Consider the following 15,712-nt stretch of genomic DNA (forward strand, 5'->3'; position numbering starts at 1 on the left):
TCATGTCGAGTGAGTATGGAATCTACCTCATCGTCTTCTTTGCAGTGCTGATCTTTACTGCGGCAGCCTCGGAACTGTTTTTTCGACAGCGCGAAGTCTCGGTTCGGGTGTCGAAGAGCTCGGCAGGGGCCGGCGACGAGTTCCACCTTGGCGACACGACGATTGCCGATCTCGGCGAGGCGGAAAACCGCCTGATTCGTCGTTATTTCGAGATTACGCGACGTGACACGAATTTGAACTCCACCCAGAACCGGCTGATTCGGGCGGGGTATTTCGCGGCCGGCGCCGTGACCACCTTCCAAGTGGTTCGCGCGGTGGTCTGTATCAGCGTGCTCGTCGCGGCGGTTTGGGCCTTAAACCGCCTCGCGCCGAACATGTCGCAGATGGCGACCCTGATCGTTGCCATGTTTGCTGCGGGCGTAACCTTCATTCTGGTCAATATCTATATCGACCGGCGTGGCGCCGCCAAAGAGCGGGAATACCGCCGCCTCTTTCCCGATTTCATGGATATGCTGATCGTCTGCCTCGATGCGGGGATGAGCATCGAGGCAGCGGCGAACCGTGTTGCCCGGGAATTCGTCGACAAGCAGCAGGACTTCGGGCTGCATCTGTCGATCATGATGCTGGAAGTGCGGGGCGGCCGGCGATTGCGCGAGGCGCTCGCTAACCTTGCCACGCGCCTGAGAATCGACGAGGCCCGGGCCCTTTCCGTTCTGTTCCGCCAATCGGAGGAGCTCGGGACCAGCGTCACGCAGACGCTGCGGGTCTACAGCAAGGAAATGCGCGATCTGCGCATTGTTCGCGCAGAGGAAAAGGCAAACGCCCTGCCGGTCAAGATGCTGCTGCCGCTCGGGGCGTTCCTTTTTCCGGTAAGCCTCATCATCGTTCTCGTTCCCATTGTTATCCGTGTCATCACTCTTCTCATCGGCATCAAACCCGGCGGTTGAGCTAAGCGAGGTCGTATGCAGTATTCGCTCGAACAGAATCGTAACGAGGTCATCGTTTCCCTCGATCCGCGTATGCCGATGGCACCCGCGAGCATAGAACAAGCGGGACTGGATTCGTCGTTCCTGCTTCGGCTGGCGTCAAAATGTGCGGCCGAGCAGGATACAATCACGGCATCTCATCTGGCCGATCGAATGAAATTGCCGAAAGTGATCGTCAATATCCTGATCAAGGAACTCGTGAAACTCGCCTATCTCGAGGCTCGCGGCCTGGCTGGTGAGGATGTGCGATCTGATATTCGCTATGCGCTGTCAATGAAGGGGTTCGAATATGCCCACGCGGCGTCGCGTCAAAGCCAATATGTCGGGCCGGCGCCGGTGTCGCTGGATGCGTTCTGCCGGCAAATCTCTTTGCAGTCCATCCATCACGAGCGCGTGACCCCCGAGCGGCTAACCGAGAGCCTTGAGGGGCTGGTGCTCTCACACACCCTGGTCGAAAAGCTCGGTCCGGCCCTGAACTCCGGTCGCTCCATCCTGCTTTACGGACCGCCCGGCAACGGAAAGACGAGCATCGCCGAGCGGACGTCGCAACTGTTTCGCCAAACCATCTGGGTGCCCTATGCCATCGAGGTCGGCGGCCATGTCATCAGTTTCTATGATGAAGCAGTGCATCACCCGGTATCGGAGGCTGACGCGGAATCCCATCCGAAAGCAGATCAACGATGGATCGAATGCCGCCGTCCGGTGATCAAGACGGGCGGGGAATTGACCCTCGATCAACTCGATCTCACCTTCAACGCGGGACCAAATGTCTATGAGGCGCCCATCCACTTAAAGGCGTCCGGCGGCGTTTTCATCATCGACGACTTCGGGCGTCAGCAAGTGGCGCCGCAGGCGCTCATCAATCGCTGGATTGTGCCGCTCGAGCGCGGATACGACTTCCTGACGCTGCACACCGGCAAGAAGTTCAAGGTTCCCTTTGACGAGCTGGTCGTCTTTTCGACGAATATCGCACCGAAGGACCTCTCCGACGAGGCGGGCTTGCGGCGCCTCAAATACAAGATCTATGTGAACACGCCTTCGCGTGACGAATACATCAGAATTTTCAAATCCTATGCCAGCGGTGCCGGATTGGCCGTCCGTGATCCAGACCTGCACCTGTTCTACGATCGCAAGTACAACGACGATGTGCTAGCGTCTTGTTATCATCCGAAATATCTTTTGGATTTTGTCGGTTCTTACTGCGAGTTCAATGGCATAGAGAGAATCGCGTCACTCGATATGCTGGACCGCGCCTGGGAAGGTGTATTCACGTCGGAATGATCGCGGACCTTGCGCCGCGCGCGGCGTCCTGATTCAATCCAGTTAACGACTTACGGGGAGTAAACGAATGACCAGCATCCCGAGCATCGACGGCGAAGCAGGCGGCGCGAGACCAAGCAACATGCGAGTGATTGAGCCGAGAGCCTCAAGAAACCCACTCATCGTCGGTCTGCTCCTTATACTCTTGCCCCTGAATGCTGGCGTTCTCATCTATACTGCCAAAAACTCAGCGGATGTTCGCGAGAGCCGCGAGAGCATCGCAGCGCTTAAAAGGTCCATTGAGGGCTTGAGAGGACAAATGGAAAAGCAGTCGGACAAGATCGCGAGCAACGCCAAGGCCGACGAACTCGCACTTATCCGTCAAGAGATGGATAGCCTGCAAAAGTCCATTTTGTCGATGAACGAGGGGATGCGCAACGACATAAGCGGTGCACGCATGGGCTCAGCTTTGGTCCTGAGCGCGCCCGGCAAGGAGCCGGCGCAGTTTTTCGCACCTCGCACCATGGCAGCGGAAACTCAAATGCTGGATAGCACTCTTGCGTCTATCGAAGCCGGCGGCATTCCAGTCAATAACCTGCCGCGTTACGAACGAACGCTCTCACCGCAAGGTCAGCTCATCCTTCGAAAGGCACGGTAAACACCGACTTCGCCGAAAAATCCAAGGCAATCGGTGGACGCGGCCAGGGACGACGTCCCGCGCTCATTCTAGGGCGCTCTCATCTCGACACAGGATTGCCGAGCGCTGAGGGGCCTATCAGCGCTGAGCATACTTCACGCTGTTCTTCATCAATTCGAGATTACGGGCAGTGACTTCGTTCCCGGGATCGAGCTCATAGGCTTTCAGGAAGTACCGCCTGGCAGTACGCAAGTCACCGCGTAACAGGTGAGAATATCCGATATTGTTGTAATAGACCGGGGTGTTGCCGATCATTCGGGAGAGCTGCTGGTAGGCGCGGTCCGACGTGTCGAAGCGGGCAACCATATCGGCCGAGGCCGCGAGACCGAGCCAGGCGGCCGGATCTTGCGGAAACACATCAACCGCTCGCTTGTAGATGGCATAGGATTTTCCGTAGTTCTTTTCCTGGAACTGCAATTTCCCGTTGGTTATCAACTCGTCGTTCTTATAGAAGGCGACGGCCGAGTCATCCTCGAGGGTCTTTGCACTATCGCCATAAGCAGCGAGGCCGTCGCTGGATGACTGGCAACCAGCTAAAATCGCTCCAGCCGCTATCAAAAACGCGATGCATTTGGTTCCAGCTCTGATCTGCAACATTGGCAATTTGATCCCCCATCAGACGTTCTTACCAAAGATCCGGATGCGCTCACCGGAAATCATCGTAAAAAAAAGCTAACAACTCAAGAATTTGAGCAATTAGTCACAAAAAAGCGACAGAGGCGGTCTACGCCCTAACGCGTCAGCATGATAAGTGCCAACCATTCGAAGTTGGTATCATGCGTTCGGTGATTCTCAGAGTAGAAAATTAATCAACGTCGCCTACCCTGCTCTCAGGTCAAAGGATGGGACGCCCTATGCGGATCGCTATTTTCACACTGATGCGACTTGGGCCATCACTGGCTTACGCGATAGCATCGATGTTCATCCTCAGCATGCTGCTCTTGGAAAGCTACCCCTCGAGCGCCTCCGTCTGGTGGCTGCATATGACAATTCTTCCTGTCATGCGCGAGCCGATTTATCTGCTTTTGGCGGTACCCGGCATCGGAATTTGGAGCGCTACGGTCCTGTTGATGCTTGCCTCAATCTTTGGGATTCGAGTGGCCCTGCAGCCGCAAAGACACTACCGATCGGGGTTCATCCATGCCCATATCGCGCTGATCGCGACCGGTCTGACCATGGGACGGGCAGCAGTCGCGCAAGCCGACCTATCCGCCTTTGCGATGCCACAGCTTCAGCGAGGCGACTGGTCGTTCCTGCCGCTATCCTACTCGCCGCTAGGGACTGTCCTTTTTATATCCGTGTTTTTGGCTTGCGTTTGCTGCCATGTAACAATCATCAAGCGTACAATGTCGTTCCGGTAGAAAAACCTAGCGGCGCATGTCCTTCATCAACTCCGCTTAGTCCTTGGCGCTGAGGATCTCGATCGTCCGCTCGTCGAACTTTCCCTGATAAAAACGTTCGATCGCCGTGAAAGGGCGAGCCGTGATCGCTGATCGCCGCAAACAAGGTCATCGATGAGCGCAGCTTGAGATCATCAGGCGAGCCGAGGATGTCATGGGCCGATCGGCCGTCGATCGATAAAATCGCCTCGACGCAGCGCAGCAGCCGGCTTGAGAGAGTGGGATCAGCGAGGTAGGCGGCGGCTTCCCCGGCCGAGCGTATGGCATATTTTTCCGCCATTGCAGAGGTGCCGAGACCAGCGATCTGTGGGAAGATGAACCACATCCAATGAGAGGTTTTCCGTCCGGCCTTCAGCTCGGAAAGCGCCTGCTCGTAGACGCCGTTTTGGGCATTGACGAAACGTTCGAGATTGTAATCGATCTTGCCGGCCATGGTTCTTTCCCCTTTTGCTGTCAACGCAGCCTTAAGCCAGAGGTCTCCATGCCTGGCGAAGCAACTTCTCCCCTGGGCGAACAACAATGTCGCCCGGGGTCGTTGGCTTGCTGTCAGCAGACCCGTTCAGCGTAAGGGCTGCTGTCGCGGCAATGGCCATAAGGCTGATGATGCGGCGTATCACCAGGGGTGGCGGCAATGGCCGATGTCGTCACCGGATCCGTCTCGCTGGTAGAATATGCGGCAAAACCGACAAAGCTCAAGACAACCAACGCTGCGACCACGACGATGCGCTCGAAACCGGAAAGTTTCTGGGCGCTGACATGTTCCACATAGTCGCGCTCGCCCGGACCGGCAGTTTCGTCCTCTTTCACGTGGAGGGTCACCATATCCTGGCGACGGCTTAAAGTTTCACAATCTGTCATTTTAATTACTCCTGCAACACATGCGGCCGGTCGAAGAGTAACTCTCACCCTCGTGCCGGCTCGCCATGCGTGCATGCATGTGTGTCTTCAATCGTGGTAATTGAAGGGGCAATATGCAAACTCAGTGTTCAAAAATTCGTACCAATAAATGCAAAAGATCGTGAGGCTCTGGCCCGCTCGAATGATCCGGGTTAGTCCTTGGCGGCATCTCTCATCAGGACCGTCCCATGAGCAAATCCTTCGGTGCGATGTCTGTCGCCCAACTTTCCGTCCTCATCCAAGGCGGCGCTGCCGATCCGGTCGATGTGGCCGAAACGGTATTCGAATCCATCGCAAATTATGCCGACAAGGCGGTCTTCACCACACTGCTCGAAGGTCGGGCGATGGAGGAGGCGCACGCCTCCTCCAAACGTTTGCGGGAAGGGCGCTCGCTCGGTTTGCTGGATGGCATTCCGATCGCCTGGAAGGATCTTTTCGACATTGAGGGTCTGCCAACGACGGCAGGGTCCGTTGTCCTGGCCGCCGATCCGCCCGCCACTCGCGATGCGGCGGTTGTCGGTCTCCTCAGGCAGGCGGGCATGGTCGCCATAGGCCGCACCAATATGAGCGAATTTGCCTTTTCCGGCCTTGGCATCAATCCGCATTACGGCACGCCGGTCAATCCGCGCGGTACCGATCTCCCTCGCATCCCCGGCGGCTCCTCCTCCGGCGCCGGTGTTGCCGTCGCAGCCGGGCTGGTGCCGGTCGCTATGGGCACGGATACCGGCGGGTCGGTGCGCATTCCCGCCGCCTTCAACGGGATCGTCGGCTACAAGGCGACATCAGGCCGTCATGCGATGGACGGCGTCTATCCGCTGGCAAAGAGCCTGGATTCGCTGGGGCCGCTCTGCCGCAGCGTCAGGGATGCGGTGTGGATCGATGCGGCGATGCGCGGCCTGACCGCGCCCGATGTCGTCGAGCGTCCGCTGCGGGGGCTGGAATTGCTCGTGCCCGAAAATGTCGTTTTCGATGCCGTGGAACCGGGCGTGACTGTCGCGTTCCAGGCAGCTTTGGAACGCCTTCAAAGCGCCGGCGCCTCTGTTACCCGCACCGTCATTCCAGCCTTCAGCCAAATCTTCGATCTGATGACGAGGTATGGTCCACTGGTGACGGCGGAGGCTTTCGCCCTTCACCAGGAGCGATTGGCGGGACCGGACGCAGACCGTATGGACCATCGCGTCGTCATGCGCACCCGCTTGGGAAGCAGGACGACGGCGCCCGATTACATCGCGATGCTGCAGGCGCGCAGCCGCCTGATTGCCGATGCCGACCGTCTCATTGGCAATCGTCTGCTGGCCTTTCCCACCGTCGCCCACGTCGCTCCGCCGATCGCGCCGCTGGAAGAGGATGACGAACTCTTCTTCGCTGCGAATAACAAGACGTTGCGCAACACCGCGCTCGGCAATTTCCTCGACTGGTGCGGCGTTTCCATCCCCTGCGGCACGGGCGCAGCAGGCATGCCGGTCGGTCTGCTGCTTTCGGCGACCGCAAGTCGCGACGGGGCGCTGCTGGGGGCGGCCCTTGCCGCCGAGGCGGCGGTCCGCGGCGATTTCGTCTGAAATTCGCAATTGAACCGCCCGGTGTTTATTGCCATTGATGGACGAGGAGATCCTGGAGGAAAGCACGTGCAAGTTTTGCAGAACGGACGCTTCGCGGTTTCGACCTGGTCGCTGCATCGGCTGCTCGGCGCCGTTTATGGCTATAGCCCCGATCCCGGCAAGAGTGCGGCGCCGAAAGAGCCCTACGGCCCCGGCGGTGCGGCGCTGATCGACATGCCGGCGGCGCTCGCTGTGCGCGGCATCTACCGGCTGGAGGTCTGTTCCTTCCATCTGCCGAGCCTTGATGCCGCTTATCTAACTGAACTCAGCGACGCGATGGCGGCCTCGAACGTGCTGTTCCAGACGCTGCTCGTCGAGGACGGCGATCCAAGCCATCCCGAAACGGCCGAACGCGATGTCAGATGGATGGCAGAGTGGATCGATATCGCGGCGGCGCTCGGGGCGCAAAGAATGCGCGTCATCGCCGGCAAACAGAAGCCGACGGAGGAAAACCTTGCCCGTGCCGCCCGCCATCTTGGCTGGCTGGCCGAAAAGGCGGAAGGCAGCGGCGTGCGTGTCGTCGTCGAGAACTGGTTCGACCTGCTGCCGTCACCGGTCGAGATGAACTGGCTGCTGGACCGGCTGGACGGCAAGGTCGGGCTCAACGGCGATCTTGGCAACTGGGCGGCGCCGGAAAAATATCCGGGCCTTGCCGATATCATGCGCCGGGCGGAAATCTGCCACGCCAAGGCGGACTATAACGCTGTGGGTCTCGATGCCGAGGATTACCGCAAATGCCTGGAGATGTGCGAGACGGCCGGTTACGCCGGTCCTTTCACGCTGATTTACGACTCGCCGTTCTTCCCCGACGAATGGGATGGCATTCTGCTGCAAATGGCGTTCATCGAGGATTTCCTGCGTGAGGCGCCGGCGCGCAGGTCGGCTTAAAAGCCTATTCCTGGCGCGGGAACCTCTGGCTCTCCTCCAGCACGTTCAGATCCATGTGGTTGCGCATGTAGCGCTCAGAGGCTTTCTGCAGCGGTTGATAATCCCAGGGATAATAGGCGCCGTTGCGCAGCGCGGCGTAGACCACCCAGCGGCGCGCCTGGCTTTCACGCACGGCCGCGTCGAAATCGCCAAGATTCCAGCGCCGGCTGGTCTGTTCGACCAGCCGCGCCAAAGTGTCGGCATGCGCCGGGTCGACCGCCAAATTCTCGAGTTCTTGCGGATCGGCCTCGAGATCGAACAGCATCGGCGGGTCCTTCTCGCAGAGCGAGAGCTTGTAGCGCCCGTCCCTGAGGCAGACGAGCGGCGCCTCGGACCCTTCCGCGGCATATTCCATCGGCACGGGACCACGGCTGCCGCTGCCCTCGGCAAGCGCTGCGAGATCCCAGCCTTCGGTCCATGGCCTCAACGAGGCGATATCGATCCCGATGAGGCCGGCGAGCGTCGGTGTCACGTCGAGAGTGGAGACGGGCTGGTCGATGCGCTTCGGCTTCCAGCCCGGCGCCGCAATCATCAGCGGAACGCGGGCCGAACCTTCGAAGAAGTTCATCTTGAACCAGAGGCCGCGATCGCCGAGCATGTCGCCATGGTCGGAGACGAAGAGGATGATCGTGTTATCGGCCATACGGCTGCGTTCCAGCACATCGAGAATCTCGCCGATCTTCTCGTCGACATAGGAGATATTGGCGAAATAGCCGCGTCTTGCCCGCCTGACATGTTCGCCGCTGATGTCGAAAGCATCTTGGTCGCAGGCTTTCATCAGACGCTGCGAATGCGGATCCTGCTGTTCATAGGCGATCGGCGCAACCGCCGGGTCGAGGGCAGGGCAGTCCTCATAGAGATCCCAGAATTTGCGGCGCGCGACATAGGGGTCGTGCGGATGGGTGAAGCTGACGGTCAGGCACCAGGGGCGCTCGTCATGGCCACGCGAGAGGTCGTAGAGTTTCCGCGTGGCGTGATAGGCGACCTCGTCGTCATATTCCATCTGGTTGGTGATTTCGGCCACGCCGGCGCCGGTGACCGAGCCGAGATTGTGGTACCACCAGTCGATGCGCTCGCCGGGCTTGGTGTAGTCGGGTGTCCAGCCGAAATCGGCCGGATAGATATCCGTCGTCAGGCGTTCCTCGAAGCCGTGCAGCTGGTCGGGGCCGACGAAATGCATCTTGCCTGAGAGTGCCGTCTGGTATCCGGCCGCGCGCAGATGGTGGGCATAGGTCGGGATATCGGAGGCAAATTCGGCTGCGTTGTCATAGACGCGCGTCCGGCTCGGCAATTGCCCGGACATGAAGGAGGCCCGCGCCGGCGCACAGAGCGGGCTCGCCGTATAGGTATTGGCGAAACGCACCGAGCGCTCGGCGAGCGATTTGAGGTGGGGCGCGTGAAGAAAATCCGCGGGACCATCGGGAAAGAAGGTTCCGTTCAGCTGATCCACCATCAGGATGAGGATGTTCGGGCGCGCCATGTGAATTGCCTTTTGCTATTTGAAGATTTTATTGAAGCGTCTAATATCGTGCCTGTAAAGACAGCTTTTTCTGATAGCTGAGAAAAAGGATTTTTATGTCAGAACGACCGCCTGAGCTCGGATGGATGCGCCTCTTCCTGGAGGTGGCGCGGCTTGGGAGCTTTTCTGCGGCTGCAGCACATCTCCGGCTAACCCAGCCAGCCGTCAGCTATCAGATCCGCCGGCTGGAAGAGCAGTTCGGCGTCAGTCTGTTGCGCCGCCGGCAGCGGGGGGTCGAACTGACTGTCGAGGGCGAGCGGCTTCTTGAGGTGACGGCAAAAGCAGTCGGCGACATCGACGCACTCGCCCGCAGTTTCCGGGTCGAGGCCCAACGACCAGTCGTGAGGCTGAGGACCGATTATGCCTTTTCGGCACTTTGGCTGATCCCACGCATGGATGGCTTTCGCCGTCTGCACCCGGAAACGGATATGCAGATTGTCGCGACGCAGCGGCTTGCAGCCGGATTTCGCGACGAGGCAGATGTCGCGGTGGTTTTCGGTACGCGCGACGAATTCGGCGCCGTCGGTACACTTCTGCTGCCGGAGAGCATCGTGCCCGTTTGCACGCGCGGGTTCCTCGATCGCAACGGCCCCTTCGATGATCCGAGACAGCTTGCCAAGGCAAGGCTGATCCATCTCGACGCGCCGCTGCCATCGCCCTGGTTCGACTGGCGCACATATCTTGCCGAGTTCTCCGTTCCGCGCGATACCGATGCCGGGCGCGGCGATATCACTTTCAATACCTATTCGCTGGTCATCCAGGCCGCTCTCACTGAGCAGGGTGTGGCGATCGGCTGGATGGGGCTCGTCGATACCCTTCTTTCGGCACACATGCTTGTCGAAGCCGGCCCGCCGCTCGAGGCGTCCGACCGCGGTTATTGGCTCGTGCCGCCTCGATCTCCAAATGTCCACAGCGAAAGGCTCAGCGCCTGGCTGTCGGATGAGGTGACGAGAAATGGTGAGTAGCGGTTGTATTTCTCCTCGGGAGAAGCCTTGTCATCGGCGATGGCGATCGACATTGTGGGAGCGAATCCAAGAAGAAGGTGACTGAAGGATGCGAATGATCGGATATGTCATCGGACTGCTTATGGTCTTGCTTGGCCTGATCTGGATCGGGCAGGGAAGCGGCTATTTTCCCTATCCGGCATCCAGTTTCATGATCGCCCAACCGATCTGGATGCTCTGGGGCGCCATTCTGGCGGCGGCGGGCATCGTTGTGGTCGTCATCATCTCGCGGCGGCGTCGCAGAGGATAAGTTGCTGCTGCCGTTTGGCGGCAATCCGGCCGTTGACGGCCTGTCGAAATGAGGAGAATGGCATGAGCGCAGCTGAAATCGATAGCTTTGCGGACCGGATCAGGAAGCACAAGGGCGGCATGATCTCCGCCTGGGTCGGCATCCCCGACGCCATGCTCGTCAACCATCTGGCGCAGGAAGCTTTCGATGCCGTCGTGCTGGATATGCAGCACGGCATGTGGGACATGCAGTCGGCGGCAAACGCCGTCGCTCAGACGCGTCTTGCCGGCAAGCCGGCCATCGCGCGCATTCCCGTCGGCGATTTCGCCTCCGCTTCGCGGCTGCTCGATGCCGGCGCCTCGGGGATCATCGCACCGATGATCAATTCGGCCGAGGACGCGCGCGCTCTGGTCAGGACCACAAAATATCCGCCCCTCGGCGAGCGCAGCTGGGGACCGTCATTGGCGCTGAACCATACCGGTCTGTCGGCTGACGTCTATCTCAAGAACGCCAACGAACTCACCGTCGCCATTGCCATGGTCGAAACCCGCGCCGCTCTCGACGCGATCGACGGCATTCTCGGCGTGACCGGCATCGACGGCATCTTCGTCGGCCCCGCCGACCTTTCGATTGCGCTGTCGAACGGCGACCAGGTGGCGCCGAATGCGGCCGAGATCGACAGCGCCATGCAGCACGCCGTTGCGCGCTGCCGCGCCCACGGCAAATTCGCCTGCGCCTATGCCGGCGATGGAGAGCGGGCCGGCGAGCTGCTGAAGTTCGGCTTTGATCTGGTCATCGCCGGTGCCGAGACCATACAGCTGCGCGCCGGCGCCCGCCGCGCCATCAATGCCGCCCGCAGGATCGCTTCCGGCAGCTGATCTTCGTCAGCGGGTCGGTTTAAGCGCAAGCCAGATGACGTGGCGGACGCCGCGTTTGCGACCGGCGCGGGTATTGACGGCATCGACGGCAAAGCCGCTGTCCTTGAGCCGCCGTGTGAAATCCGGATCGGGGCCGGATGACCAGACGGCGAGCACGCCGCCGGGGCGAAGCGCCTCGCGCGCGGAGCGCAGGCCGGCGAAATCATAGAGCCGGTCGTTGGATTTGCGGGTCAGCCCATCCGGTCCATTGTCGACATCGAGCAGGATCGCGTCATAGGCGCTCTTGCCGGCGCGGATCGCCTCGCCGACGTCCCCCTGATGGATGCCGACGCGGGGATCGTCGAGACAGCCCTTGAAGACCCCGGCCATCGGCCCGCGCGCCCAGGCGACGACGGCGGGCACGAGTTCGGCCACGGTGACGCCGGCATCTTCGGGAAGGACGGCGAGAGCGGCGCGTAGCGTAAAGCCCATGCCGAGGCCGCCGATAAGGATTCTCGGCTTTGGATGCGCGTTGATCCGCTCCCAGGAAAGCGTGGCGAGCGCTTCCTCCGAGCCGCTGAGGCGGCTGTTCATCAGCTCGTTGGCGCCGAGCATGATCGAGAACTCGCTGCCGCGCTGCTTCAGCCTGAGTTCGCCGCCTTCGCCGGGAATGGTCGCGGAATCGAGTTGAATCCAGGGCAGCATGACAGTTTCGCCTCATCTGAAGAAAGCGTCACCTAGCACAGGCAGGCGAGCGAAACCAGCAAACCAGCGTCAGATCATCCGCATGAAATGCTCCGGCTCCGCTTCGACGACATCGTCCTGGGCCGCGGCCGAACGTCGGCGAATACCCTCGACCTCGTCGGGCCTCAGCCGCGCCTTCGGATCGTCGAAACGGACGTCGGGATCCGGCACGGCCGAGAGCAGCAGCCTGGTATAGGGATGCAGCGGATTGTCGATCACCCTAGCGGTGCTGCCCCATTCGACGATCTGGCCGGCATACATCACGGCGATGTCCTCGGCGACATAACGGGCGGTGGCGATATCATGAGTGATGTAGAGCAGGCCGAGATTCAGCTCCTGCTTCATATCGTTCAGCAGGTTGAGCACCCCGAGGCGCACCGAGACGTCGAGCATCGAGGTCGGCTCGTCGGCGACGATCACCTCCGGTTTGACGGCAAGGGCGCGGGCGATGTTGACGCGCTGGCGCTGGCCGCCGGAGAGTTCATGCGGATATTTCGGCGCGACGAGATCGGGATCGAGCCGGACGCGCTGCAGCAATTCGCGGATGGTAACGTCGATCTCCGCCCCTTTGATGTCAGGGCGATGCAATTTCAGTGGCCGGCGGAGATGGTGCGCGATGGTATGGGCGGGGTTCAGCGAGGCGAAGGGATCCTGGAAGATCATCTGCACCGATCGGCGGTAGCGGGCGATCTCGGCCGAATTCGCCGTCTCGACCGGCCGGCCTTTGTAGAGAATGTGGCCCGATGTCGGCAGATATTCGCGCATCGCCATGCGGGCGCAGGTGGTCTTGCCGCTGCCGGATTCGCCGACCAGCGCCAGCGCTCGGCCAGCGTGCAGCGAAAAGGAGATCGAGCGGGCGGCATGAACGGCGGACGCGCCATGACCGAAGGTCTTCGTCACCGTGTCGAGTGCGAGAATGGCATCAGTCACAGCAGCACGCCTCCATGCAGCGAGGGGAAGGAGGCCCAGAGCTTCTTCGTATAATTGTGCCGCGGCGTCCGGTAGATCGCTTCGGCGGTATTTTGCTCCACCAGCCTGCCGGACAGCATGATGCCGATGCGGTCGCAGAACTGCACCATCAGGCCGAGATCATGGGTGATGAACAGCACGGAGAAGCCGAAGCGGCGGCGCAGCTCGTTGATGCGCTGCAGGATCTCGCGCTGAACGACGACGTCAAGCGCCGTCGTCGGCTCGTCCATGATGACGAGTTTCGGGTCGAGCGCCATGCAGATGGCGATGACGATGCGCTGGCGCATGCCGCCGGAAAACTGGTGCGGATAGTCGCGCATGCGATCCGGCGCGATGTCGACGAGTTGCAGCATCTCGGCGGTGCGCTCGCGAGCTTCGGCGCGGTTCATCTTCTTGTGGGTCCGCAACACGTCTGAGAATTGCGCCTCGATCCGCAGCACCGGGTTCAGCGAATTCATGGCGCTCTGGAAGACCATGGCGACCTGGCGCCAACGGAAGGCGGCAAGTGCCTGCTGGTCGAGGCCGAGCACGTCGCGGCCGTCGAGCAGGATGCGGCTCTCCTTGCGGATCAGCGCCGGCGGCCTGTGCAGGCGGCTGACGGCGAAGGCGATGGTGCTCTTGCCGCAGCCGGATTCGCCGGCAAGGCCGAAGACCTCGCCGGGCGCGACATCGAAACTGACATCGTCGACGGCGCGGAAATCCTTCTCCTCGCCGATATAGTCGATCGAAAGGTTCCTCACCGAAAGCAGCGGCTGGGTCACAGGCGGCCCTCCCGGGAACGAACGAGCAGCGACCAGCGCTTCAGATGATTGCCGGTGCGCAGCCGCGGATTGGCGATCTCGTCGACGGCGAAATTCAGCAGCGACATGCCGATGCCGAGGAAGGCGAGCGCGAAGCAGGGGGTGAGGATGTCCCACCAGGCGCCGACCGAGAGGGCCGAGGCCTTCTGCGCGTTGTAGAGCATCGTGCCCCAGGAGATCGCGCGGGGATCCCCGAGGCCGAGAAATTCCAGCGTCGCCTCGGTGATGATCGCGAAGATGACGCTGCCGATGAAATTGATGCCGACGATGGAGACCACATTGGGAAAGATCTCGAAGGTCATGATTCGCCATTGCGGCTCGCCCATCATCTCGGCCGATTTGACGAAATCCTTGTGCTTGACGGAAAGAGTCTCGGCGCGGGTGACGCGGGCGCCCCAGGCCCAGGAGGTGGCGCCGAGGATCAGCGCGATAACGACGGGGCTTGCCTGGCCGATGAAGGCGGCGAGCACCAGCAGCAGCGGCAGGTTGGGAACGACCAGCACCATGTTGGTGAAGAAGCTGATGACCTCGTCGGTCTTGCCGCCGCGATAGCCGGCGATGATGCCGAGCGCGGTGCCGGCGAGCGTGATCAGCAGGCCGGCGCCGAAGCCGACAGCAAGCGAGGTGCGGGCGCCGTAGATCAGCCGGGCGAAGACGTCCTGGCCGATGCGGGTGGTGCCGAGAATATGGTCGAGCGACGGCGGCTGATGCGGCCGCCCGGTGCGGGCGGCGGGGTCGTATTGCGTCAGCAGCGGCGCTGCGACCGCAACAAAGACGATGAAGGCGATGATGGCGAGGCCGGTGAGCGCCTTGCGGTTTCGCAGCAGGCTCTTCATCTCACGCTCCCTTCAGCCGCGGGTCGAGCAGGACATAGCTGACGTCGACGATGAAATTGGCGATCAGCATGGTCGCGGTCATGATGAGCAACTGGCCCTGGATGACGGGATAATCGCGGGCGAGGATCGCCTGGTAGAGAATGTTGCCGAGGCCGGGATAGTTATAGACGGCCTCGGTCACCAGCGAGCCGCCGAGAATGGTGCCGATGGCGATGGCAAGGCTGGAAACGGTGGGCAGCACGGCGTTGCGCGCCGCATACCAGAGCATCACATGCCGGTCGGACAGGCCCTTGGCGCGGGCCATGACGATATAATCCTCGCCGAGCAGGTTGATCATGTTGTTGCGCATGGTGACGGTAAAGCCGCCGATTAGCACGGTGCAGAGGGTGACCATCGGCAGGATGCCGTGATAGGCGACGCTGCCGATATATTGCAGGCTGAAGGCCGGATCGAGCGAGGGATCGGCGGCATAGCCGTTCGGGAACCAGCCGAGCGTGAAGCCGAAGATGAAGAGCACGATCAGCGAGGTGACGACGGCGGGCACCGAGGTCGCGAAGATCGCGCCGACGGAAACGATGACATCGAACCGGCTGCCGCGGCGCCAGGCAGCGAGGATGCCGAGGAAGGTGCCGAGCGCGAAGCTGACGATCGTCGCCGTTCCCATCAGCGCGACCGTCCAGACGAGGGCATGGCCGAGCACCGAGGTGACCGGCAGCGGGAAATATTTGATCGAGCGGCCGAGATCGCCGGTGAAGATGCTGCCGAGATAGGTGAGATATTGCTGCCAGAGCGGGCCGTCGACGAAGCCGAAGGTCAGCTTCAGCGCCTGCAGGCTTTCGGGCGGCAATTCGGTGCCGGCGCTCGAAAACATGATCTGCACGGGATCGCCCGGCATCAGCCGCGGCAGGAAGAAATTGATCGTCGCTGCGGCGATGAAGGCTGCCATGTAGAAGACGAGGCGGCGAAGCAGGAAAGCCATGGGAACTCCG

The 15,712-nt window shown here is 61.0% G+C and carries 17 protein-coding genes and 1 pseudogene; 9 read left to right on the plus strand and 9 right to left on the minus strand.

Annotation, left to right across the window (positions count from 1 at the left end; genetic code table 11):
• Positions 1–2 precede the first annotated feature (2 nt).
• The 3 genes from AMK00_RS26325 (at position 3) to AMK00_RS26335 (ending at position 2,904) form a co-directional block, all read left to right on the plus strand.
• Positions 3–947, plus strand: a complete 945-nt coding sequence (locus AMK00_RS26325; RefSeq protein ID WP_064812211.1) for a type II secretion system F family protein — start codon at positions 3–5, stop codon at positions 945–947.
• Positions 948–962: 15 nt separating this feature from the next.
• Positions 963–2,267: a hypothetical protein gene (locus AMK00_RS26330; protein ID WP_064812212.1), complete on the plus strand. Its 1,305-nt coding sequence runs from the start codon at positions 963–965 to the stop codon at positions 2,265–2,267.
• 67 nt (positions 2,268–2,334) lie between these two features.
• Positions 2,335–2,904, plus strand: coding sequence for a hypothetical protein (locus AMK00_RS26335; protein WP_064812213.1), 570 nt, complete (start codon positions 2,335–2,337; stop codon positions 2,902–2,904).
• A 117-nt stretch (positions 2,905–3,021) separates the two neighbouring features.
• Here the strand turns inward: AMK00_RS26335 and AMK00_RS26340 are convergent, their stop codons facing one another.
• Complete coding sequence (locus AMK00_RS26340; protein WP_011428172.1) at positions 3,022–3,540, minus strand: tetratricopeptide repeat protein; 519 nt, start codon at positions 3,538–3,540, stop codon at positions 3,022–3,024.
• Between the two features lie 257 nt (positions 3,541–3,797).
• Here AMK00_RS26340 and AMK00_RS26345 point away from each other — a divergent pair, with 257 nt between their 5' ends.
• A complete protein-coding gene (locus tag AMK00_RS26345; RefSeq protein WP_064812214.1) occupies positions 3,798–4,304 on the plus strand; it encodes a hypothetical protein in 507 nt (168 codons plus the stop codon).
• Positions 4,305–4,340: 36 nt separating this feature from the next.
• On the opposite strand, the pseudogene AMK00_RS26350 reads toward AMK00_RS26345, so the two are convergent.
• Positions 4,341–4,776 (minus strand): annotated as a pseudogene (locus tag AMK00_RS26350) (DUF1810 domain-containing protein).
• Between the two features lie 113 nt (positions 4,777–4,889).
• Positions 4,890–5,165, minus strand: coding sequence for a hypothetical protein (locus tag AMK00_RS26355; protein WP_189637649.1), 276 nt, complete (start codon positions 5,163–5,165; stop codon positions 4,890–4,892).
• Between the two features lie 263 nt (positions 5,166–5,428).
• Between AMK00_RS26355 and AMK00_RS26360 the strand changes: the two genes are divergently transcribed.
• Together AMK00_RS26360 and AMK00_RS26365 are read left to right on the plus strand one after the other, a co-directional pair.
• A complete protein-coding gene (locus tag AMK00_RS26360; RefSeq protein WP_064812216.1) occupies positions 5,429–6,799 on the plus strand; it encodes an amidase in 1,371 nt (456 codons plus the stop codon).
• A gap of 66 nt (positions 6,800–6,865) precedes the next feature.
• A complete protein-coding gene (locus tag AMK00_RS26365; RefSeq protein WP_064812217.1) occupies positions 6,866–7,726 on the plus strand; it encodes a sugar phosphate isomerase/epimerase family protein in 861 nt (286 codons plus the stop codon).
• 4 nt (positions 7,727–7,730) lie between these two features.
• Here the strand turns inward: AMK00_RS26365 and betC are convergent, their stop codons facing one another.
• Positions 7,731–9,245 (minus strand): choline-sulfatase, encoded by a 1,515-nt coding sequence (betC, locus tag AMK00_RS26370; RefSeq protein WP_064812218.1) that lies wholly within the window; start codon positions 9,243–9,245, stop codon positions 7,731–7,733.
• A gap of 95 nt (positions 9,246–9,340) precedes the next feature.
• Between betC and AMK00_RS26375 the strand changes: the two genes are divergently transcribed.
• The 3 genes from AMK00_RS26375 (at position 9,341) to AMK00_RS26385 (ending at position 11,395) form a co-directional block, all read left to right on the plus strand.
• Positions 9,341–10,249, plus strand: a complete 909-nt coding sequence (locus AMK00_RS26375) for a choline sulfate utilization transcriptional regulator (RefSeq protein WP_064812219.1) — start codon at positions 9,341–9,343, stop codon at positions 10,247–10,249.
• An 88-nt stretch (positions 10,250–10,337) separates the two neighbouring features.
• Positions 10,338–10,538, plus strand: coding sequence for a hypothetical protein (locus AMK00_RS26380; protein ID WP_020923173.1), 201 nt, complete (start codon positions 10,338–10,340; stop codon positions 10,536–10,538).
• Between the two features lie 62 nt (positions 10,539–10,600).
• On the plus strand, positions 10,601–11,395 hold the full coding sequence (locus tag AMK00_RS26385) for an HpcH/HpaI aldolase family protein (RefSeq protein WP_064812220.1): 795 nt from the start codon (positions 10,601–10,603) through the stop codon (positions 11,393–11,395).
• A gap of 6 nt (positions 11,396–11,401) precedes the next feature.
• On the opposite strand, the gene AMK00_RS26390 is transcribed toward AMK00_RS26385, so the two are convergent.
• The 5 genes from AMK00_RS26390 to AMK00_RS26410 all read right to left on the minus strand — a co-directional run bounded on the left by AMK00_RS26390 (position 11,402) and on the right by AMK00_RS26410 (position 15,702).
• Complete coding sequence (locus AMK00_RS26390; RefSeq protein ID WP_064812221.1) at positions 11,402–12,079, minus strand: spermidine synthase; 678 nt, start codon at positions 12,077–12,079, stop codon at positions 11,402–11,404.
• A gap of 69 nt (positions 12,080–12,148) precedes the next feature.
• Positions 12,149–13,048: an ABC transporter ATP-binding protein gene (locus AMK00_RS26395; RefSeq protein ID WP_064812222.1), complete on the minus strand. Its 900-nt coding sequence runs from the start codon at positions 13,046–13,048 to the stop codon at positions 12,149–12,151.
• A complete protein-coding gene (locus AMK00_RS26400; RefSeq protein ID WP_064812223.1) occupies positions 13,045–13,848 on the minus strand; it encodes an ABC transporter ATP-binding protein in 804 nt (267 codons plus the stop codon). Before AMK00_RS26400 ends, AMK00_RS26395 begins: the two co-directional genes overlap by 4 nt.
• On the minus strand, positions 13,845–14,723 hold the full coding sequence (locus AMK00_RS26405; protein WP_064812224.1) for an ABC transporter permease: 879 nt from the start codon (positions 14,721–14,723) through the stop codon (positions 13,845–13,847). Before AMK00_RS26405 ends, AMK00_RS26400 begins: the two co-directional genes overlap by 4 nt.
• 1 nt (position 14,724) lies before the next feature.
• Positions 14,725–15,702 (minus strand): ABC transporter permease, encoded by a 978-nt coding sequence (locus AMK00_RS26410; protein ID WP_064812225.1) that lies wholly within the window; start codon positions 15,700–15,702, stop codon positions 14,725–14,727.
• Positions 15,703–15,712 lie beyond the last annotated feature (10 nt).

The organism is Rhizobium sp. N621, from assembly GCF_001664325.1.
GTDB classification, from domain to species: domain Bacteria; phylum Pseudomonadota; class Alphaproteobacteria; order Rhizobiales; family Rhizobiaceae; genus Rhizobium; species Rhizobium esperanzae.

Bases quoted from the DNA above. Each gene is read 5' to 3' on its own strand.
- AMK00_RS26360 (WP_064812216.1), top strand. From the start codon at position 5,429: ATGAGCAAATCCTTCGGTGCGATGTCTGTCGCCCAACTTTCCGTCCTC.
- AMK00_RS26390 (WP_064812221.1), bottom strand. From the start codon at position 12,079: ATGCTGCCCTGGATTCAACTCGATTCCGCGACCATTCCCGGCGAAGGC.
- AMK00_RS26410 (WP_064812225.1), bottom strand. From the start codon at position 15,702: ATGGCTTTCCTGCTTCGCCGCCTCGTCTTCTACATGGCAGCCTTCATC.
- AMK00_RS26330 (WP_064812212.1), top strand. From the start codon at position 963: ATGCAGTATTCGCTCGAACAGAATCGTAACGAGGTCATCGTTTCCCTC.
- AMK00_RS26375 (WP_064812219.1), top strand. From the start codon at position 9,341: ATGTCAGAACGACCGCCTGAGCTCGGATGGATGCGCCTCTTCCTGGAG.
- AMK00_RS26340 (WP_011428172.1), bottom strand. From the start codon at position 3,540: ATGTTGCAGATCAGAGCTGGAACCAAATGCATCGCGTTTTTGATAGCG.
- AMK00_RS26335 (WP_064812213.1), top strand. From the start codon at position 2,335: ATGACCAGCATCCCGAGCATCGACGGCGAAGCAGGCGGCGCGAGACCA.
- AMK00_RS26405 (WP_064812224.1), bottom strand. From the start codon at position 14,723: ATGAAGAGCCTGCTGCGAAACCGCAAGGCGCTCACCGGCCTCGCCATC.
- AMK00_RS26380 (WP_020923173.1), top strand. From the start codon at position 10,338: ATGCGAATGATCGGATATGTCATCGGACTGCTTATGGTCTTGCTTGGC.
- AMK00_RS26355 (WP_189637649.1), bottom strand. From the start codon at position 5,165: ATGGTGACCCTCCACGTGAAAGAGGACGAAACTGCCGGTCCGGGCGAG.
- AMK00_RS26345 (WP_064812214.1), top strand. From the start codon at position 3,798: ATGCGGATCGCTATTTTCACACTGATGCGACTTGGGCCATCACTGGCT.
- AMK00_RS26385 (WP_064812220.1), top strand. From the start codon at position 10,601: ATGAGCGCAGCTGAAATCGATAGCTTTGCGGACCGGATCAGGAAGCAC.
- AMK00_RS26325 (WP_064812211.1), top strand. From the start codon at position 3: ATGTCGAGTGAGTATGGAATCTACCTCATCGTCTTCTTTGCAGTGCTG.
- betC (WP_064812218.1), bottom strand. From the start codon at position 9,245: ATGGCGCGCCCGAACATCCTCATCCTGATGGTGGATCAGCTGAACGGA.